General features: G+C 58.9%; 17 protein-coding genes and 1 pseudogene. 3 read left to right on the top strand and 15 right to left on the bottom strand.

Annotation, left to right across the window (positions count from 1 at the left end):
* The 6 genes and pseudogenes from ACIO0C_RS30315 to rlmE form a co-directional block, all read right to left on the bottom strand.
* A pseudogene (locus ACIO0C_RS30315) lies at nucleotides 1–97 on the bottom strand (preprotein translocase subunit SecG); the annotation flags it as partial.
* Nucleotides 98–101: 4 nt separating this feature from the next.
* On the bottom strand, nucleotides 102–857 hold the full coding sequence (gene tpiA / locus ACIO0C_RS30320; RefSeq protein ID WP_401318064.1) for a triose-phosphate isomerase: 756 nt from the start codon (nucleotides 855–857) through the stop codon (nucleotides 102–104).
* 66 nt (nucleotides 858–923) lie between these two features.
* Entirely contained in the window at nucleotides 924–2,261 is a 1,338-nt protein-coding gene (gene glmM, locus ACIO0C_RS30325) for a phosphoglucosamine mutase (RefSeq protein ID WP_401318067.1), read from the bottom strand.
* 16 nt (nucleotides 2,262–2,277) lie between these two features.
* Complete coding sequence (gene folP, locus ACIO0C_RS30330; RefSeq protein WP_401318070.1) at nucleotides 2,278–3,129, bottom strand: dihydropteroate synthase; 852 nt, start codon at nucleotides 3,127–3,129, stop codon at nucleotides 2,278–2,280.
* A gap of 8 nt (nucleotides 3,130–3,137) precedes the next feature.
* Nucleotides 3,138–5,048 (bottom strand): ATP-dependent zinc metalloprotease FtsH, encoded by a 1,911-nt coding sequence (gene ftsH, locus ACIO0C_RS30335; RefSeq protein WP_020796530.1) that lies wholly within the window; start codon nucleotides 5,046–5,048, stop codon nucleotides 3,138–3,140.
* 202 nt (nucleotides 5,049–5,250) lie between these two features.
* A complete protein-coding gene (gene rlmE, locus ACIO0C_RS30340; protein ID WP_096513513.1) occupies nucleotides 5,251–5,880 on the bottom strand; it encodes a 23S rRNA (uridine(2552)-2'-O)-methyltransferase RlmE in 630 nt (209 codons plus the stop codon).
* Between the two features lie 101 nt (nucleotides 5,881–5,981).
* Between rlmE and ACIO0C_RS30345 the strand changes: the two genes are divergently transcribed.
* On the top strand, nucleotides 5,982–6,290 hold the full coding sequence (locus ACIO0C_RS30345) for a YhbY family RNA-binding protein (protein ID WP_007942889.1): 309 nt from the start codon (nucleotides 5,982–5,984) through the stop codon (nucleotides 6,288–6,290).
* 9 nt (nucleotides 6,291–6,299) lie between these two features.
* Here the strand turns inward: ACIO0C_RS30345 and ACIO0C_RS30350 are convergent, their stop codons facing one another.
* The 8 genes from ACIO0C_RS30350 to grpE form a co-directional block, all read right to left on the bottom strand.
* Complete coding sequence (locus tag ACIO0C_RS30350; RefSeq protein ID WP_401318074.1) at nucleotides 6,300–6,704, bottom strand: MFS transporter; 405 nt, start codon at nucleotides 6,702–6,704, stop codon at nucleotides 6,300–6,302.
* Nucleotides 6,705–6,732: 28 nt separating this feature from the next.
* A complete protein-coding gene (gene greA, locus ACIO0C_RS30355; RefSeq protein WP_032831479.1) occupies nucleotides 6,733–7,209 on the bottom strand; it encodes a transcription elongation factor GreA in 477 nt (158 codons plus the stop codon).
* Between the two features lie 2 nt (nucleotides 7,210–7,211).
* Nucleotides 7,212–10,433: a carbamoyl-phosphate synthase large subunit gene (gene carB, locus ACIO0C_RS30360; protein ID WP_401318077.1), complete on the bottom strand. Its 3,222-nt coding sequence runs from the start codon at nucleotides 10,431–10,433 to the stop codon at nucleotides 7,212–7,214.
* A 118-nt stretch (nucleotides 10,434–10,551) separates the two neighbouring features.
* Entirely contained in the window at nucleotides 10,552–11,688 is a 1,137-nt protein-coding gene (gene carA, locus ACIO0C_RS30365) for a glutamine-hydrolyzing carbamoyl-phosphate synthase small subunit (RefSeq protein ID WP_401318079.1), read from the bottom strand.
* A gap of 259 nt (nucleotides 11,689–11,947) precedes the next feature.
* Complete coding sequence (gene dapB, locus ACIO0C_RS30370) at nucleotides 11,948–12,751, bottom strand: 4-hydroxy-tetrahydrodipicolinate reductase (RefSeq protein WP_008057399.1); 804 nt, start codon at nucleotides 12,749–12,751, stop codon at nucleotides 11,948–11,950.
* Nucleotides 12,752–12,761: 10 nt separating this feature from the next.
* On the bottom strand, nucleotides 12,762–13,886 hold the full coding sequence (gene dnaJ, locus ACIO0C_RS30375) for a molecular chaperone DnaJ (protein WP_401318082.1): 1,125 nt from the start codon (nucleotides 13,884–13,886) through the stop codon (nucleotides 12,762–12,764).
* 297 nt (nucleotides 13,887–14,183) lie between these two features.
* Nucleotides 14,184–16,100 (bottom strand): molecular chaperone DnaK, encoded by a 1,917-nt coding sequence (gene dnaK / locus ACIO0C_RS30380; RefSeq protein ID WP_008057394.1) that lies wholly within the window; start codon nucleotides 16,098–16,100, stop codon nucleotides 14,184–14,186.
* Nucleotides 16,101–16,202: 102 nt separating this feature from the next.
* Nucleotides 16,203–16,769 carry a nucleotide exchange factor GrpE gene (gene grpE, locus ACIO0C_RS30385; protein WP_008057392.1) on the bottom strand — a complete coding sequence of 189 codons (567 nt, stop codon included), beginning with the start codon at nucleotides 16,767–16,769 and terminating at the stop codon, nucleotides 16,203–16,205.
* Between the two features lie 241 nt (nucleotides 16,770–17,010).
* On the opposite strand from grpE, the gene recN reads away from it, so the two are divergent.
* Nucleotides 17,011–18,684: a DNA repair protein RecN gene (gene recN / locus ACIO0C_RS30390; protein WP_401318086.1), complete on the top strand. Its 1,674-nt coding sequence runs from the start codon at nucleotides 17,011–17,013 to the stop codon at nucleotides 18,682–18,684.
* A 75-nt stretch (nucleotides 18,685–18,759) separates the two neighbouring features.
* Here the strand turns inward: recN and fur are convergent, their stop codons facing one another.
* Nucleotides 18,760–19,164, bottom strand: coding sequence for a ferric iron uptake transcriptional regulator (gene fur / locus ACIO0C_RS30395; protein WP_003197684.1), 405 nt, complete (start codon nucleotides 19,162–19,164; stop codon nucleotides 18,760–18,762).
* 97 nt (nucleotides 19,165–19,261) lie between these two features.
* Between fur and ACIO0C_RS30400 the strand changes: the two genes are divergently transcribed.
* On the top strand, nucleotides 19,262–19,789 hold the full coding sequence (locus ACIO0C_RS30400) for an outer membrane protein assembly factor BamE (RefSeq protein ID WP_401318090.1): 528 nt from the start codon (nucleotides 19,262–19,264) through the stop codon (nucleotides 19,787–19,789).
* The last annotated feature ends 125 nt before the right edge of the window (nucleotides 19,790–19,914 follow it).

The following is a 19,914-nucleotide window of genomic DNA, read 5'->3' on the forward strand; positions in this document are numbered from 1 at the left end:
CGCCAGCGTCCGCACCTTTACCCTGCTGCAGCAAAACCAGAGCTACTACGCCCAATGCACCCAGCAGATGAAAAACGACTACGACTGTTTCCAGCATTTTTTCAGTTTCCCGCGGCGCGACAAATCGCACCGAACTCATCTGCATTCAGGGAAGCCCCACCAATGAGGCCCCCATCGATATCCGGCATGCCGAACAGTTCGACCGCATTGGCCGCCTTCACGCTGCCGCCGTATAGAAGCCGCACACCTTGTGCGACCTCAGAATTCTCTGCCGCCAACTGTGCGCGAATGGCTGCGTGCACATCCTGCGCCTGTTGCGGTGAAGCAGTCAGCCCGGTACCAATGGCCCAGACCGGCTCGTAAGCGATTACCGCCTTTGCAAACACATCGACGCCCAACTCTTCGATGATGCTGCCAAGCTGCTGCGAGACAACCTCAAGGGTCTTCCCGGCTTCACGCTGCTCAAGGGTCTCCCCTATGCACAACACCGGAACCAGGCCACTTGCCTGAGCCGCTGCAAACTTGCGAACCAGCACTTCATCCTGCTCGCCCATTAACTGGCGGCGCTCGGAGTGCCCGACAAGCACCAGGGAACAACCTGCATCCACCAACTGACTTGGCGAGACCTCACCGGTCAGCGCGCCTTGTCCGGCTTCCACCGCAGAATTCTGCGCACCGATCGAAACCGGCTTTCCTTTCAAGCCTTCAACCACTTGGCTGATATGCAACAAAGGCGGGAATACCGCTACTTCAACACCGCTCGGCAAGGCCAAGTCACGTAGGCCGTTGATCAGCTCAGCGACGCTGGCGCGGGTACCGTGCATCTTCCAGTTACCAGCTACCATAGGGCGACGCATGCTGTACCTCGTCGGTCAAAGTGGGCGCAGATGTTACCCAACACAATCGAGGCTGGCAAGCCGAATTCAGGCAGAAACTTCAGTAACCAGTTTTGCCAGCTCTTCGGCGTAGCCGCGAACCTGGGTTTCGTCCTCGCCTTCGACCATTACACGCACCAGCGGCTCTGTCCCGGACTTGCGCAACAGCACGCGCCCGCGACCCGCCATAGCCTGGGTGACACGCTCGCTGGCTTCCTTGACCGATGCATGCTCTAGCGGGTTTGCACCGCCACCGAAACGCACATTGATCAATACCTGAGGACACTTGCGCAAGGCCTGACGCGCCTCTGCCAGCCCCTGCGAACGAGTCTTGAGCGCCAGCAATACCTGCAACGCGGCGATGATCGCATCACCGGTCGTGGTGTGATGGAAGCACACGACATGCCCCGAGTTCTCGCCACCTATCAGCCAGTTGCGCTCCAGCAGATCGGCGATCACATAACGGTCACCGACATTGGCGCGCACAAAGGGAATTGCCAGGTCCGCGAGAGCGAGCTCCAGCCCCAGGTTACTCATCAACGTACCGACCACACCGCCTTGCAGCTTGCCCTGCTCATGCAGGTCACGAGCAATGATGTACAGCAGCTCGTCGCCATCGACGACGGCACCCGTGTGATCAACCATCAGTACCCGATCGCCATCACCGTCGAACGCAATACCCAGGTCGGCATGCTCGGCCAACACGGCAGCCTGCAACTGGCCCATATGGGTCGAGCCGCAGTTTTCGTTGATGTTCAGGCCGTTGGGATGCGCGGACAGAACCACGACCTCTGCACCCAGCTCACGGAATACGCTCGGCGCCACCTTGTACGTGGCACCGTGGGCGCAGTCGATGACGATTTTCAGACCGGAAAAGCTGGTGCCGGTCGGCACGCTGCTCTTGCAGAATTCGATATAGCGACCAGAGGCGTCGTTGATTCGCGAGACCTTGCCGATCTTGCTCGACTCAACCACGGTCATCGGAGTATCGAGCAGTTCTTCGATCATGTGCTCGATTTCATCGGGAAGCTTGGTGCCCTTCCCGGAGAAAAACTTGATGCCATTGTCGTCATGGGGATTGTGCGAAGCACTGATCACGATGCCGGCTTCAGCATGAAAGGTACGCGTCAGGTAGGCGATGGCCGGCGTCGGCATCGGGCCCAGGAGCATCACGTCGGCACCCGCCGACGTCAGCCCGGCCTCGAGTGCCGATTCGAACATGTACCCGGAAATCCGCGTGTCCTTGCCGACCAGTACCTTGCACGCGCCCATCTTGCGGAACGCCATGCCGGCAGCCCAGCCCAGCTTGAGCATGAAGTCAGGAGTGATCGGATAAACGCCGACCCGACCACGAATGCCGTCGGTGCCAAAATATTTTTTTGTCATAAGTACTCCATCATTCTTATTCGGCTGATTCCACTGCGGTGATCATTTTCACCACATCAACTGTTTCAGCTACGTCATGGACACGCAATATACGTGCGCCCTTGTGCGCTGCCAGCGCCGCGAGGGCAAGACCGCCATACAGGCGCTCACCCACAGGGCGACTCAACGCCTGGCCGATCATGCTCTTTCGCGACACCCCAACCAACAACGGGCGCCCCAAGGCATGCAAGGCTTCCATGTGCTTGAACAAGCTTAGATTGTGCTGCAGGTTTTTTGCGAAGCCAAACCCCGGATCAAGAATGATCCGCTCAGCTGTAATCCCCACCGTTGCGCATTGAGCCATGCGCTCGGCAAGAAACCCGACCACCTCTTGGGTGACGTCCTGGTAGTGCGGATTGTCCTGCATGTCACCCGGTTCACCGAGCATATGCATGAGGCAAACGGGCAAGCCGGTAGCCGCCGCCGCATCCAGCGCACCTTCGCGACGCAACGAGCGCACGTCGTTGATCAGGCCCGCCCCCAGTCGCGCCGCTTCGCGCATGACGGCGGGGGTGGAGGTATCAACCGAGATGATTACATCCAGCTCACGGTGGATCCGCTCGACGATCGGCGCCACGCGCTCGAGCTCTTCGAGCGGCGAAACCGCCCTGGCGCCCGGGCGCGTGGACTCGCCGCCGACATCGATCAATGTGGCGCCAGCCGCGACCATCGCTTGCGCATGGCGCAACGCCGCATCGAGCTGGCTGAATTTGCCACCATCGGAGAAAGAGTCGGGCGTGACATTGAGAATGCCCATGACATGCGTCTGGGCCAAATCAAGAACCCGGTTGCCGCAAGGCAACCGGGTCGAGGACTGAACAAAAGTCATTTCAAACCTTAAACGTCAGCAGCGGGACCGCCGATAGGTGTTTCAGGACGTTCACCCTGCACCGCTGGAGGCGTACCGGACGTACCCGTACCACCCGACCAGTCGCGAGGCTCGCGAGGTGTGCGCCCAGCCATGATGTCGTCGATCTGCTCGGCATCGATGGTTTCATACTTCATCAGAGCATCGGCCATGGCGTCGAGCTTGTCCCGGTTGTCCGTGAGGATCTGCTTGGCGGTGCCGTAGCACTGGTCGATGATGCTGCGCACTTCGGAGTCGATCAGCTTGGCTGTCTCACCGGAGAAACTTGCACTCTGGCCACCGCCGCCGCGACCGAGGAACACTTCACCCTCTTCTTCCGCGTACATCAGTGGACCGAGTTTTTCGGAAAGGCCCCACTTGGTCACCATGTTCCGTGCGATCTGGCTGGCACGCATGATGTCGTTGGACGCACCGGTGGTGACGCCATCGAAGCCCAGGGTCATCTCTTCAGCAATACGGCCACCGTAGAGCGAGCAGATCTGGCTGATCAGCGCGCGCTTGGACAGGCTGTAGCGATCCTCTTCCGGCAGGAACATGGTCACGCCCAGCGCGCGACCGCGCGGGATGATCGAGACCTTGTACACCGGATCATGCTCAGGCACGACGCGGCCGACAATGGCGTGGCCAGCTTCGTGATAAGCGGTGTTCTGTTTTTCTTTCTCGGACATGACCATGGATTTGCGCTCGGCGCCCATCATGATCTTGTCCTTGGCCAGTTCGAACTCTTTCATTTCGACGATGCGCTTGCCGGCACGGGCAGCGAACAACGACGCCTCGTTGACCAGGTTGGCCAGGTCGGCACCGGAGAAACCAGGGGTACCACGAGCGATCACCGCCGGAGCGACGTCGTCACCCATTGGCACTTTGCGCATGTGGACCTTGAGAATCTGTTCGCGACCACGGATATCCGGCAGGCCGACCACGACCTGACGGTCGAAACGGCCCGGACGCAGCAGCGCAGGGTCCAGTACGTCCGGACGGTTGGTCGCGGCAATCACGATGATGCCGTCGTTCATTTCGAAACCGTCCATCTCTACCAGCAACTGGTTGAGAGTCTGCTCGCGCTCATCGTGACCACCGCCCATGCCGGCACCACGGTGGCGACCGACGGCGTCGATTTCATCGATGAAGATGATGCACGGCGCGTGTTTTTTGGCCTGCTCGAACATGTCGCGAACACGGCTGGCACCGACACCTACGAACATTTCGACGAAATCGGAACCGGAAATGGTGAAGAAAGGCACCTTGGCTTCGCCGGCAATCGCCTTGGCCAGCAAGGTTTTACCGGTACCCGGAGGACCCACCATCAGCACACCGCGAGGAATGCGGCCGCCCAGGCGCTGGAACTTGCCCGGGTCACGCAGGAACTCGACCAGTTCGCCAACTTCTTCCTTGGCTTCGTCGCAACCGGCAACGTCCGCCAGGGTGGTTTTCACCTGATCCTCGGAGAGCAGGCGCGCCTTGCTCTTGCCGAAGCTCATCGGCCCGCCCTTGCCACCGGCACCGCCCTGCATCTGCCGCATGAAGAACATGAACACGGCGATGATCACCAGGATCGGGAAGCTCGCGACCAGGAGCTGGGTCCAGATGCTTTGCTGTTCAGGCTGCTTGCCTTCGACCACGACATGGTTGTCCACCAGGTCGCCGATCAGGCCATTGTCCTGAATTGCCGGACGAATGGTCTTGAAGCTGTCGCCATCGTTGCGCTTGCCGGTAATCACGTAGCCATCAACCGCCACGCGCTCGACCTTGCCATCCTTGACCTGCTGGATGAAGTCGGAATAGTTGAGGGTCTGCGGCTCGTTAGGGCTGGAGAAGTTGTTCATCACCGTCACCAGGACAGCCGCGATGATCAACCACAGGATCAGATTCTTTGCCATATCGTTCAATTAACTACCCTCTGAAGCAAGCGCCGCTGTTGGCGCGCGCTTCGCATGATATTCACCGGCCTAACTTACTACATTACCTACAACTCTGGCAGGCGCCGTCTGTAACCCTTTGTGAAACACTTCCTACACAATATTCGCTATTTCCCACAGGACGAAATACGAAAATCCTATCGACCCGCAAAAAAACCTCGATTTACTCACTACGGCCGCGGTACCCCCAAGCCAGCATGTACTGCTCGCGGGAACTGCCACGGGATGAGTCCGGCTTGATCATCTGGACCTTGTCGAATTTCTGACGAGCGTCCTTCACGTAAGCATCAAATCCTTCACCCTGAAAAACCTTGATCACGAAATTACCACCCGGCTTGAGTATCCGGGCCGCCAGATCAAGCGCCAGCTCGCAAAGAAACATGGCTTTGGGCATATCTACGGCAGGCGTACCACTCATATTGGGGGCCATATCGGAAATCACAAGGTCCACCTGCGAATTACCCACGGCTTCAAGGATCCGAGCGAGCACTTCATCCTGGGTGAAGTCACCCTGGATGAAAGTCACGTCCGGAATGCTGTCCATTTCCAGGATGTCCGAGGCGATCAGACGTCCCTGGCCACCGATCAGCCGGCTAGTGACCTGCGACCAGCCACCAGGCGCCGCCCCCAGGTCGACAACGGTCATACCCGGACGGATCAGCTTGTATTTCTCCTGGACCTCCAGAAGCTTGTAACTCGCACGCGAGCGGTAGCCATCCTTCTGCGCCTGCTTCACATAGGGATCGTTGACATGTCTTTTCAGCCAACCAAGGCTTGTCTTGGAACGCGCCATTGGGCACCTCGATGATAAGGGTCGTGATTAGTTGGGCGGATCCACGAACCCTCGGGTAAAATGGCCGCCATTTTACAGAATCCAGACGAAAGGGTCAGATTATGCCGCTCACTCAAGAGCAGAAGAAACAGTACAAATCCATTGGCCACCATCTGAAACCAGTTTTGATTGTGGCTGACAACGGTTTGACTGAAGGTGTGTTAGCCGAACTTGAACGCGCATTGGCGGATCACGAGCTGATCAAGATCAAGCTCAATATCCTCGATCGCGAGTCGCGCCTGGCGTCCATTGCCGAACTGTGCAAGGTCGGCAAAGCGGATCTGGTTCAGGTCATCGGCAAGATGGCACTGATTTACCGCAAGAACTTCAGCGTCAACAAGCAGCTGTCGAACGTCCATCGCTTCAAGTGATGACAAGGGTCAAGGGTGTGCTTCGCGCACCCTGCCACTCCATCCGGGTACCGGCTGCATGATCAGTACCAGCCCTGAGAACCCCAGAACCATATAGCTGAACACCTGCCAGCGCTGCGCATCAGGCCAGCCAACTCGCACGGCGACAAACATCGCACACGCGAACAACGCAATCAGCAGCACCTGCCCACGAAAATCCCGCCATAGGCTGGCAAGACCATTGACCTGAACCAGCACCAAAGCCTGAAAAATCACGCACACGGCGGCAAACCCCACCACCACTGTCTCGAACATGCCGGCGATCTCATCGATCAGCAACGGCGCCAGGCCAATTCGACCCAACACCGGCTGCAAACCGAGATGCACCAGCCACAGACCGCCGACCCACAACATCTGGGCCAGCTGCCAGAGCATGGCGCCCGCATTCAGCGGGCGCCTTGCTTCAGATGTGACGGACTTCGACAATCTCGTACTCGATAACGCCACCAGGCGTTTTGACGACGACCACATCACCCTCTTCCTTGCCGATCAAGGCTCGAGCCAAAGGTGAACCGACCGAAATCTTGCCGAGTTTGAAGTCAGCCTCATCCTCACCCACGATGTGGTAAGTCACGCTTTCATCCGTCTCGACGTTGGCGATTTCGACGGTGGTGCCGAAGATAACCTTGCCAGTGTGAGGAATGGTCGTGACGTCGATGATGACCTGATTCTGAATCCGGCCTTCGATGTCACGAATCCGCGCCTCGACCATACCTTGCTGCTCGCGGGCAGCGTGGTATTCGGCGTTTTCCTTCAAGTCACCCAACTCGCGGGCCGTTCCGATGTCCTGGCTGAGCTTCGGACGAACGACCTTGGTCAGGTGAGCATGCTCTTCTTCCAGGGCGCGAGCGCCCTGAACGGTCATCGGGTACTTCGTTATGCTCATGCCTTCAATCCTGCGTGTAGATCCTGCAAGCGGCGTACAGTCTTCTCGGGACCGAACTTCAGCGCTTCGCAGATCGCTTCGCCAGCAGCAATGGTGGTGGTGCAGTAGATCTTGTGCTGCAGGGCGTTGCGACGAATGGAATAGGAGTCAGCGATCGACTGACGGCCTTCGGTGGTGTTGATGATCAGGGTGACTTCGTCATTCTTGATCATGTCGACTACGTGCGGACGCCCTTCGGTCACCTTGTTCACGCGGCGCACTTTCAGGCCTGCGGCTTCGATGAGCTTGGCAGTACCGGCGGTAGCAACCACTTCAAAGCCCAAGTTGATCAGATCACGGGCCACGCCCGCAACCAGTGGCTTGTCGTCATCACGCACGCTGATGAACGCAGTACCACCGGTCGGCAGCACTTCGCTGGCGCCCATCTGGGCCTTGGCGAATGCTTCACCGAAGGTGTCGCCCACACCCATCACTTCACCGGTGGACTTCATCTCAGGGCCGAGGATCGGGTCAACGCCAGGGAATTTGGCGAACGGGAACACCGCCTCTTTCACGCTGTAGAAGTTCGGGATGATTTCCTTGGTGAAACCCAGTTCTTTCAGGGTTTTACCGGCCATCACGCGCGCCGCGATCATCGCCAGGGAGACACCGATGCACTTGGATACGAACGGCACGGTACGCGAAGCGCGCGGGTTGACTTCGATGACGTAGATGTCTTCGCCTTGCAGCGCCAACTGCACGTTCATCAGGCCGACTACGCCCAGCTCCAGGGCCATTTTCTTGACCTGTTCGCGCATCTCGTCCTGGATGTGCGCTGGCAGCGAGTACGGCGGCAGCGAGCACGCGGAGTCACCGGAGTGAACGCCGGCCTGCTCGATGTGCTGCATGATCGCGCCGATCACAACGTCCTTGCCGTCGCAGACCGCATCCACGTCCATTTCGATGGCGCAGTTGAGGAAGTGGTCCAGCAGCACCGGGCTGTCATTGGACACTTGAACCGCTTCACGCAGGTAGCGCTTGAGTTCTTCTTCTTCGTAGACGATTTCCATCGCACGACCGCCCAGTACATAGGACGGACGCACCACCAGCGGGTAACCGATTTTCGCGGCGGCACGAATCGCTTCGTCTTCGCTGCGCACGGTGGCGTTTGGCGGCTGACGCAGGTTCAGGCGCTGGACCATTTGCTGGAAGCGCTCGCGGTCTTCGGCACGGTCGATGGCGTCAGGGCTGGTGCCGATGATCGGCACGCCGGCAGCTTCCAGGGCGCGAGCCAGCTTCAGCGGGGTCTGGCCACCGTACTGGACGATCACGCCTTTCGGCTTCTCGACGCGAACGATTTCCAGCACGTCTTCCAGGGTCACTGGCTCGAAGTACAGGCGATCGGAGGTGTCGTAGTCGGTGGAAACGGTTTCCGGGTTGCAGTTGACCATGATGGTCTCGTAACCGTCATCGCGCAGGGCCAGTGCCGCGTGTACGCAGCAGTAGTCGAACTCGATGCCCTGGCCGATACGGTTAGGACCGCCACCCAGGATCATGATCTTGTCGCGGCCCGACGGCGCGGCTTCGCACTCTTCTTCGTACGTCGAGTACAGGTACGCAGTATCGGTGGCGAACTCGGCGGCGCAGGTGTCGACGCGCTTGTAGACCGGGAAGATGTCCAGCTTGTGACGGTGAGCGCGCAGGCTCTTCTCGGTCACACCCAGCAGCTTGGCCAGGCGCATGTCGGAGAAGCCCTTGCGCTTGAGGCGGAACATCAGGTCGCGGTCGATGCTGGTCAGGCCCAGGGTCTTGACCTTCTCTTCGTCCTTGATCAGATCTTCCATCTGCACCAGGAACCAAGGATCGATCATGGTCATGCCGAAGATGTCTTCAACGCTCATGCCGGCGCGCATTGCGTCCGCCACGTACCAGATGCGCTCGGCGCCCGGCACGGTCAGCTCGCGCTTGAGGATGCTCATGCTTTCCGGATTGCTCAGGTCAACCTTCTCGTCCAGACCGCAAACGCCCACTTCCAGGCCGCGCAGGGCTTTCTGCAGGGATTCCTGGAAGGTACGGCCGATGGCCATCACTTCACCGACCGACTTCATTTGCGTGGTCAGGCGCGCGTCAGCCTTGGAGAATTTCTCGAAAGCGAAACGTGGCAGCTTGGTCACGACGTAGTCGATGGACGGTTCGAAGGACGCCGGGGTCTTGCCGCCGGTGATGTCGTTCGACAACTCGTCGAGGGTGTAGCCCACAGCCAGTTTGGCCGCGACCTTGGCGATCGGGAAACCGGTGGCTTTCGAAGCCAGTGCCGAGGAACGGGATACGCGCGGGTTCATCTCGATCACGACCATGCGGCCGGTGTTCGGGCAGATGCCGAACTGAACGTTCGAACCACCGGTTTCCACACCGATCTCGCGCAATACCGCCAGGGAGGCGTTACGCAGGATCTGGTATTCCTTGTCGGTCAGGGTCTGTGCCGGCGCCACGGTGATCGAGTCACCGGTGTGCACGCCCATCGGGTCGAAGTTTTCGATGGAGCAGACGATGATGCAGTTGTCCTTTTTGTCACGGACAACTTCCATTTCGTATTCTTTCCAGCCGATCAGCGATTCGTCGATCAGCAGCTCTTTGGTCGGCGACAGGTCCAGGCCACGGGCGCAGATTTCTTCGAACTCTTCACGGTTGTACGCGATGCCGCCACCGGTGCCGCCCATGGTGAAGGACGGACGGATGATGCACGGGAAGCCCAGCTTCTCGAGGACCGCATTGGCCTCTTCCATGCTGTGGGCGATGCCGGAGCGCGGGCACGCCAGGCCGATGGATTTCATCGCCTTGTCGAAGCGCGAACGGTCTTCAGCCTTGTCGATGGTGTCGGCGTTGGCACCGATCATTTCTACGCCGAACTTCTCCAGGACGCCTTCGCGCTCCAGGTCCAGGGCGCAGTTCAGCGCGGTCTGGCCACCCATGGTTGGCAGCAGTGCGTCCGGACGCTCTTTCTCGATGATCTTGGCAACGGTCTGCCACTTGATCGGCTCGATGTAGGTGGCGTCGGCCATGGCCGGATCGGTCATGATGGTGGCCGGGTTGGAGTTCACCAGGATGACGCGGTAGCCCTCCTCGCGCAGGGCTTTGCAGGCCTGGGCGCCGGAGTAGTCGAATTCGCAGGCCTGGCCGATCACGATCGGGCCAGCGCCGAGAATCAGGATGCTTTTAATGTCTGTACGTTTTGGCATGGGTTTGTCACTCAAATCCGCAGGTCAGTCGGCAAGCCGTCTTGTTCAATCTGTGAAGACTTGAGGGGGTCGCCGATCTCGGGACCGCCCTCAAGCTTTGCAACATCAGGGCGAGCGATCAGCGTCGCTTGGCCATCTCGTTGATGAAGCGATCGAACAGAGGTGCTACGTCGTTCGGGCCAGGGCTGGCTTCAGGGTGACCCTGGAAGCTGAAGGCGCTCTTGTCGGTACGCTCGATACCTTGCAGGGTGCCGTCGAACAGCGATTTGTGAATCGCGCGAACGTTGGCGGGCAGGGTCGCTTCGTCTACCGCGAAACCGTGGTTCTGGCTGGTGATCATCACAACGCCAGAGTCCAGGTCCTGGACAGGGTGGTTGGCACCGTGGTGGCCGTGACCCATTTTCAGGGTCTTGGCGCCGGAGGCCAGGGCCAGCAGTTGGTGACCGAGGCAGATACCGAATACCGGGATCTCGGTTTCCAGCACGTCCTTGATCGCCTGGATCGCGTAGTCGCAAGGCTCCGGATCGCCAGGGCCGTTGGACAGGAACACACCGTCCGGCTTCAGGGCCAGCGCTTCGGCGGCAGGCGTCTGTGCAGGCACCACGGTCACGCGGCAACCGCGCTCGACCAGCATGCGCAGGATGTTCACCTTGACGCCGTAGTCGTAGGCGACCACGTGGTATGGCAGCTCGGAGGCTTCGATGGTCGCGTGGCTGTCGGTTTTCAGATCCCAGACAGTCGAACGCCACTCGTATTTCTCAGTGGTGCTGACGACTTTTGCCAGGTCCATGCCCTTCAAGCCAGGGAAGCCCCGGGCAGCGGCGATGGCGGCTTCTTCGGAAATGTTGTCACCGGCCATGATGCAGCCGTTCTGCGCGCCTTTTTCACGCAGGATGCGCGTCAGGCGGCGGGTGTCGATACCAGCGATGGCCACAACGTTGTTGGCCTTCAGGTAGTCGGACAGGGACATCGTGTTACGCCAGTTACTCGCCACCAGTGGCAGGTCACGGATGACCAGGCCAGCGGACCAGACGCGATTGGACTCGGCATCTTCCGGCGTGGTGCCGGTGTTGCCGATGTGTGGGTAAGTCAGGGTAACGATTTGTTGGGCGTAGGAAGGATCGGTAAGGATTTCCTGATAGCCGGTCATTGCGGTGTTGAACACCACCTCACCAACGGTTTGACCGTCGGCTCCAATGGCTTCGCCGCGAAAAATGCTGCCATCAGCAAGGGCGAGTATGGCTGGCTTAGTCAAGAAGACCTCCCGTAAATAAAGCCTGAAAGGGCGATCGCAGGTTGTAAAAAAGCGGAGTGACGTATGGACACGTCACCCCGCTTCTTCACTGAATTATTCTGCGCGCTTTTAGTGGACACACTAAAGCTGTAGCTTACAGAAAAAGGCATTTTTGGTCTACCGCCAATGAGCCTTAAAGGCTGGAGAATGCGACAGGACGTCGCTTGGCGGGGTAAAACCGGGCTCAAACGCCGTGCGCGAGCCCGATTTCAGGTGCATCTTAACGCAGGTCGAGCACGTCTTGCATGTCGTAAAGACCGGCTTCACGCCCATCGAGCCACAAAGCAGCACGCACAGCGCCCTTGGCGAAGGTCATGCGGCTGGAGGCCTTGTGAGTGATCTCGACACGCTCACCGTCAGCGGCGAACAGCACGGTGTGATCGCCCACGATGTCGCCAGCGCGCACCGTGGCAAAACCGATGGTCTCGCGCTCGCGAGCACCGGTCTGACCCTCACGACCGTAAACCGCGACTTTCTTCAGGTCGCGACCCAGGGCATCGGCAATCACCTCACCCATGCGCACGGCCGTACCGGACGGCGCATCGACTTTATGCCGATGGTGAGCTTCGGTGATCTCGATATCAACATCGTCACCCAACACGCGAGCAGCGGTGTCGAGCAGCTTCAGGCACAGGTTTACACCGACGCTGAAGTTGGCCGCGAAGACGATCGGAATATCCTTACCCGCCTCTGCCAGCAACTGCTTCTCTTCAACGCTGAAGCCGGTAGTGCCGATAATCATCGCCTTGTTGTGCTTGCGGCAGAAGGCGAGGTTTTTCAGGGTCACCGTCGGATGGGTGAAATCGATTAGCACGTCGAACTCATCGACCACACGGTCCAGATCACCCGACAGCGGCACGCCGATGCGACCGATAGCCGCCAGCTCACCGGCGTCCGCGCCGACCAGCGTACTGTCAGGACGATCCACTGCCGCCGTCAGGCCGGCACCCGGTGCTTGCTGCACGGCTTCGATCAGGGTTTTGCCCATGCGCCCGGCGGCGCCCATCACAGCTATACGTCGCATGCCTGTCTCCTTACAAATCGCCGAAGAAGCGCTTCACGCCTTCGAACCAGCCCGTGGTTTTCGGGGAATGACTGTTGTCGTCCGCCAGGGAGTTGCGGAACTCTTCGAGCATTTCACGCTGACGACGACTCAGGTTGACCGGCGTCTCGACTGCCACACGGCACATCAAGTCACCCGCACCGCCGCCACGCACAGGTGCAACACCCTTGCCACGCACGCGGAACTGCTTGCCGGTCTGAGTCCCTTCAGGGATTTTCAGCTTGACCCGACCATCGAGAGTCGGAATCTCCAGCTCGCCACCCAGCGCCGCATCGACGAAGCTGATTGGCACTTCACAGAACAGATGCTTGCCGTCACGCTGGAAGATCGAGTGCTCGCGCACGTTGATCACCACGTACAGATCGCCAGTCGGACCGCCCTGGGCACCCGCCTCGCCCTCGCCCGACAGGCGAATGCGGTCACCGGTATCGACACCGGCCGGCACTTTGACCGACAGGGTCTTGTACTCTTCGACACGACCTTCGCCATGACAGGAATCGCAAGGGTCGGAAATGATCTTGCCCTGGCCATGGCAGCGCGGGCAGGTTTGCTGCACCGAGAAGAAGCCTTGCTGCATGCGCACCTGGCCAATACCGCCACAGGTCGGGCAGGCAACCGGCGAAGAGCCCTTCTTGGCACCCGAGCCGTCGCACGGCTTGCAGTTGACCAATGTCGGAACGCGGATATTCACGCTGGTGCCGCGCACCGCTTCTTCCAGGTTCAGCTCCAGGGTGTAGCGCAAGTCGCTGCCACGCTGGGCACCGCCACGAGAACCACCGCGACCGCCACCGAAGAAGTCGCTGAAGACATCACCAAAGATGTCGGAGAAGTTCTGACCGCCGAAACCGGCACCGCCGCCACCCATGCTCGGGTCGACACCGGCGTGGCCGTACTGGTCGTACGCCGCACGCTTGCTGGAATCGGAGAGCACTTCGTAGGCCTCGTTGGCCTCCTTGAACATCTCTTCCGATGCCTTGTCATCAGGATTACGGTCCGGGTGGTGTTTCATCGCCAGGCGACGGTAGGCCTTTTTCAGGTCCGCCTCGCTTGAGCCTCGCTCAACACCCAATACTTCGTAATAGTCACGCTTTGCCATAAGTCTCTGCACTCTTGAGGACGTTCGACAAACCTCTCCTGAGCCTCGTCAAACTCGTTGAGCCCCAATACAGGCCCGGACCCAACTCACGTCAATTCAACGATCCTGGTCTTTGTTTCAATGTGGCACTTTCGGCTCGGAAAGCAGGAGCATTCCCGACCATGCCGCCAACACGCGAACGCTGTCGCATGCTGTAAAAAATCGCTAACTCCAGACACGCCAACGCGGGAGCAAGCTCCCGCGCGGCGACATCCTACCAGTCACCGCCGCAAGGCAGTCAACCGGCCGACCAACAACTTACTTGTGGTCTTTTACTTCTTCGAACTCAGCGTCGACAACGTCGTCAGCCTTTTCTGCCTTGTCGTCGTGCGGTGCAGCGCCTTCAGCAGGCTGAGCCTGTTCGGCGTACATCTTCTGCGCCACTGGAGCGGAGACTTTCGACAGCTCTTCAACCTTGGCTTCGATAGCAGCCTTGTCGTCGCCTTTTACAGCGGCTTCCAGGGCAACCACGGCAGCTTCGATCGCAGTCTTCTCTTCAGCGCTTACCTTGTCGCCAGCGTCAGCGACCATTTTGCGCGTCGAGTGAACCAGTGCGTCGCCTTGGTTGCGGGCAGCGGCCAGCTCTTCGAACTTGCGGTCTTCCTCGGCGTTGGCCTCGGCATCACGCACCATGCGCTCGATCTCTTCGTCGGACAGACCGGAGTTGGCCTTGATCACGATCGACTGAGTCTTGCCGGTGGCCTTGTCCTTGGCGCCTACGTGCAGGATGCCGTTGGCGTCGATGTCGAAGGTCACTTCGATTTGTGGCACGCCACGTGGTGCTGGTGGAATCTCGGCCAGGTCGAACTTGCCCAGGGACTTGTTCTGTGCAGCCTGCTTACGCTCACCTTGCAGCACGTGAATGGTCACGGCGCCCTGGTTGTCATCGGCAGTCGAGAACACTTGCGATTTCTTGGTAGGAATCGTGGTGTTTTTCTCGATCAGCGCGGTCATCACGCCACCCATGGTTTCGATACCCAGGGTCAGCGGGCTGACGTCCAGCAGCAGAACGTCTTTCACGTCACCGGCCAGAACGGCACCCTGGATCGCAGCACCTACGGCAACAGCTTCGTCCGGGTTCACGTCCTTGCGAGGCTCTTTACCGAAGAACTCGGTCACCAGCTTCTGAACCAGCGGCATACGGGTCTGACCGCCAACCAGGATCACGTCATTGATCTTGGCGACATCGATACCGGCATCTTTCATGGCGATGCGGCAAGGCTCGATGGTGCGTTGAACCAGGTCTTCCACCAGCGCTTCCAGCTTGGCGCGGGAGATTTTCACGTTCAAGTGCTTAGGACCGGTGGCGTCTGCAGTGATGTACGGCAGGTTCACGTCGGTCGACTGAGCGGACGACAGCTCGATCTTGGCTTTTTCAGCGGCTTCTTTCAGGCGCTGCATCGCCAGCGGATCACCCTTGAGGTTCATGCCGCTTTCTTTCTTGAATTCGTCGACGAGGTAGTCGATCAGACGAATGTCGAAGTCCTCACCACCCAGGAAGGTGTCGCCGTTGGTGGCCAACACTTCGAACTGGTGCTCGCCATCTACTTCGGCGATTTCGATCACGGAAACGTCGAAAGTACCACCACCCAGGTCATAAACGATCACGGTGTGGTCGCCCTTGGCCTTGTCCATGCCGTATGCCAGAGCGGCCGCGGTTGGTTCGTTGATGATACGTTTTACGTCCAGGCCCGCGATGCGGCCGGCGTCCTTGGTCGCTTGACGCTGGCTGTCGTTGAAGTAGGCCGGAACGGTGATCACCGCTTCAGTCACAGGCTCGCCGAGGTAGTCTTCGGCGGTCTTCTTCATTTTCTTCAGGATTTCAGCCGAGATTTGTGGCGGTGCCATTTTCTGGCCGTTCACTTCAACCCAGGCGTCATTGTTGTCAGCCTTGACGATCTTGTAAGGGACCATCTGGATATCTTTCTGTACCACTTCTTCATCGAAGCGACGACCGATCAGACGCTTGACCGCGTACAGGGTGTTGTGCGGATTGGTCACCGCCTGACGCTTGGCCGACTGGCCAACCAGGATTTCACCGTCGTTGGCGTAAGCGATGATAGACGGCGTGGTGCGCGCGCCTTCGGCGTTTTCAATAACTTTGGCGGTGCCGTTTTCCAGCACGGAGACGCAGGAGTTGGTAGTCCCCAGGTCGATACCGATAATTTTGCCCATGTTCACTCTCCCGAAACTTTGGATTTGGTTGCCGCAGCAGTGGTGGCTAACTGCGGCAGAACTTAAACGCTTGACTTCTAAATGGGGGCCTTGCGGCTAATTTCAAGCCTGCTCGTCAATCGAAGGCGACACAGCTGCCGGCGCCTTGCTGACCACGACCATTGCCGGACGCAGCAGGCGGCCATTGAGCTCGTAGCCCTTCTGGAACACCTTGAGCACGCTGTTGGGCTCGACGTCGGCGCTTTCCTGCATGGCCATCGCCTGATGCTTGACCGCATTGAACGGTTCGCCGTGCGGATCGATCGTTTCCAGCTGATAACGCTTCAGGGTGTCCTGGAACATTTTCAGGGTCAGCTCGATACCTTCGCGCATTGGACGGATGTTTTCGTCTTCCGCGCTGGACAGCTCCAGGCCGCGCTCCAGGCTGTCGATGATCGGCAGCAGGTCGCCGGCGAATTTTTCCAGGGCGAACTTGTGAGCCTTTTCTACATCCTGTTCGGCACGACGGCGGACGTTCTGCAGATCGGCGGCTACACGCAAAGCCTGATCCTGCGCACCTGCCAGTTGCTCTTCGAGCACTTGTACACGAGCCACCAGGTCATCACCCGAAGCCTGGGGAGCCTGGTCGGCGTCTAGATTTTGCGTATCCACTGTCTGTTCGTCAGCCATAGAATTCTCCTTTCAATATCGTCCGCGAGCCTGACTCGCGCTTCTGTCCAGCTATATGGGGCCGCAAAATCCGGCTTCAAGGGGCAACCAAACATTAACCCTACAAAAAACAGCTGCTTTGTCATGCCCCTCTGTACTAAGGATTTCGTCGGATCAAGCAAATCGAGCTAACGAGGGGCATTGTCAGCCGCAAATAAAACACTGTATAAATAACCAGACCTAAAGCCTGGGAGCGGCCTTTATGCTGGTGCACCTGTCCGTACATAACTACGCCATCGTTGAACACCTCGATCTTGAACTCGATCGAGGCATGAGCGTGATCACAGGGGAAACCGGCGCCGGCAAGTCGATCATGCTCGACGCCTTGGGCCTGACCCTCGGCGACCGGGCCGACAGCGGCGTGGTGCGCCCCGGTGCCGACAAGGCCGATATCCTGGCAACCTTCGACCTGGCCGACATTCCGGAAGCCAGTGCCTGGCTGGCCGAACGCGACCTCGAGAACGATGGCCCGTGCATCCTGCGCCGGGTCATCACCGCCGAAGGGCGCTCACGCGGCTACATCAACGGTACGCCCTGCCCGCTGGGCGACCTCAAGGCACTGGGCGAACTGTTGATCGATATCCACAGTCAGCACGAACACCAGTCGTTGCTCAAGACCGATACCCATCGCCGCCTGCTCGACGAGTATGCAGGCGCCACGGACCTTGCCCGCCAGGTACAGCTTGCTGCCCAGCGCTGGCGCCAGACTCATCAGGAACTTGAGCGACTGTCCAACTCCGGCGATGAGCAGCGAGCTCGCCATCAGTTGCTCAGCTATCAGCTTGAAGAGCTGGAGAACCTTGGCCTCGGCGACAACGAGCTGGAACAGTTGGAGCAGGAACACAAGAACCTGACAAACGCGGAAACCTTGCTGGGCATCTGCCGGCAAGTGGTCGAACAATGCAGCGAGAGTGATTCCGGCAATGTCCTGAACGCCCTGACTGCAAGCCTTAATCGCCTGTCGAGCGTGAACAACTCGATTGGCGCGCTGGGCGAAGCCAGCAGCTTGCTGACCAGCGCGCAGATCCAGGTTGAAGAAGCCGTGGGCGAGCTGAACCGCTTCCTGGATAACTTCGACGCAGACCCGGCGCGCCTTCAATACCTGGAAGAACGCCTCGATGCGATCTACACCATGGCGCGCAAGCACCGTATCCAACCGACCGAGGTCGCAGAGATGCAGCAGCGGTTACTGGATGAAATCGAAACCCTGAACGCCAACGATGAATCCATCGAGCGACTCAGTGATGAGCTGGCGTCTTATGCCCGTCATTATCAGGAAAAGGCTCGAGAGTTGAGCGACCTGCGCTGCCAAGCCTCCAGCAGCCTGGCCAGCGCGGTGGAACAGGAGATCCAGCGTCTGGGCATGCCCGGCGGGCGCTTTGCCATCGAACTGCGACCGAACAGCAGTAATGAATTGCTTCCGAACGGACTCGAACAGGTAGAACTGCTGGTCAGTGCCAACCCGGGACAGCCATTAAAGGCACTGGCGAAGGTGGCATCGGGTGGCGAGCTGTCACGTATCAGCCTGGCGATCCAGGTGATCACCGCGCAAACGTCCCGCGTCCCGACCCTGGTGTTCGACGAAGTGGACGTAGGTATTGGCGGACCGACCGCAGAAATCGTCGGCCAATTGCTGCGCAGGCTCGGTGAGCGCGGACAGGTCCTGACGGTCACGCACCTGCCACAAGTGGCCGCACAAGGGCATCAGCACCTGTTCGTGCACAAGGTGCGCGGCGAAGAGGCCACTCGCACGGCCGTCTCCAAATTGAGCAAGAACGATCGCGTAGAAGAGGTGGCAAGGATGCTGGGCGGGATCGATCTCACCAAGGAATCCCTGGCCCACGCGAAAAAAATGGTCGTTACCGCAAAAATCTAGCCTCGACAGAAAGCACGAAGGCGACCCCGGGGTCGCCTTCGTTCGTTTCGCGAACTCAGGGTTCGCGCGACATGCTTACTTTTTCTTGCGCACGTACAACACAAGATTGTGATCAACCATCTCGAAACCATACTTGTCGACGATGGCTTTCTGCAGGCGCTCGATTTCCTCGTCGAAGAATTCGATGACTTCGCTGGTTTCGACGTTGACCATATGGTCGTGATGCTTGCCGTCGTCCAGTTCGAAGACCGCATGGCCTCCGTCGAAGTTGTGCCGCACCACAAGTCCAGCTGCCTCGAACTGGGTCAGTACACGGTAAACCGTGGCCAGACCGACGTCCTCGCCAGCCTCCATCAATGCCTTATAGACATCCTCGGCACTCATGTGGCGCTGCTCGGCAGAGTCGAGCATTTGCAGAATCTTGACCCGTGGCAGGGTCACTTTGAGGCCGGCTTTGCGTAGTTCGCTATTTTCAACCATGGTCAGCTTTCTCGCGATGCTGCTTCGCAGCTTCTCTTAATGCGGGTATGATCGGCGTTTACGTTGTCCCAGCCAAGATAGTGGAAGTCGCCCACCGATGCAAAACACCAAGCTCTTGCTAACCAGTTTCTCCTTTGTGGGACTGCTCGCACTCGCCGGTTGTTCATTCCCCGGGGTTTACAAAATCGACATCCAGCAGGGCAATGTCGTCACGCAGGACATGATAGACCAGTTACGCCCGGGAATGACCCGTAAGCAAGTAAGGTTTATCATGGGCAACCCCCTGCTGACTGATACATTCCATGCCGATCGCTGGGATTATCTGTATAGCCTGCAACCGGGTGGCGGTGAACGCCAACAGGAACGCATTAGCGTTATCTTCAACCCAAATGACCAGCTTGTCAGCCTGTCTGGCGACTTCATGCCCGGCGTGAGCCGCGATGAGGCCATTCTGGGCAAGGACACTGGCACCACCGTCACCGCGCCAGCAGAGCAGGTCGAGCAGCCGAAACCGGAAAAACCAGTCAAGCCTGGCTCGTTGCTCGATCAGATCCAGAAGGAAGTGGACGGTGTCGAAACCACGCCAGTCCCGACTCCAGAACCGCTGGAAACCTCGCCGCAATAATTTGCGACGTAAAAAAACCCGGCATGTCCGGTAATGCTGTTCACTTAAGCGGAGCAGCCTTACGGTCCACTGGAAACCGGGTCTTTGAAATCTTCACCGTCCTTGGCCTCGAAGGCCTTGGACGG

The organism is Pseudomonas sp. NPDC087336, from assembly GCF_044744285.1.
Taxonomy (GTDB): domain Bacteria; phylum Pseudomonadota; class Gammaproteobacteria; order Pseudomonadales; family Pseudomonadaceae; genus Aquipseudomonas.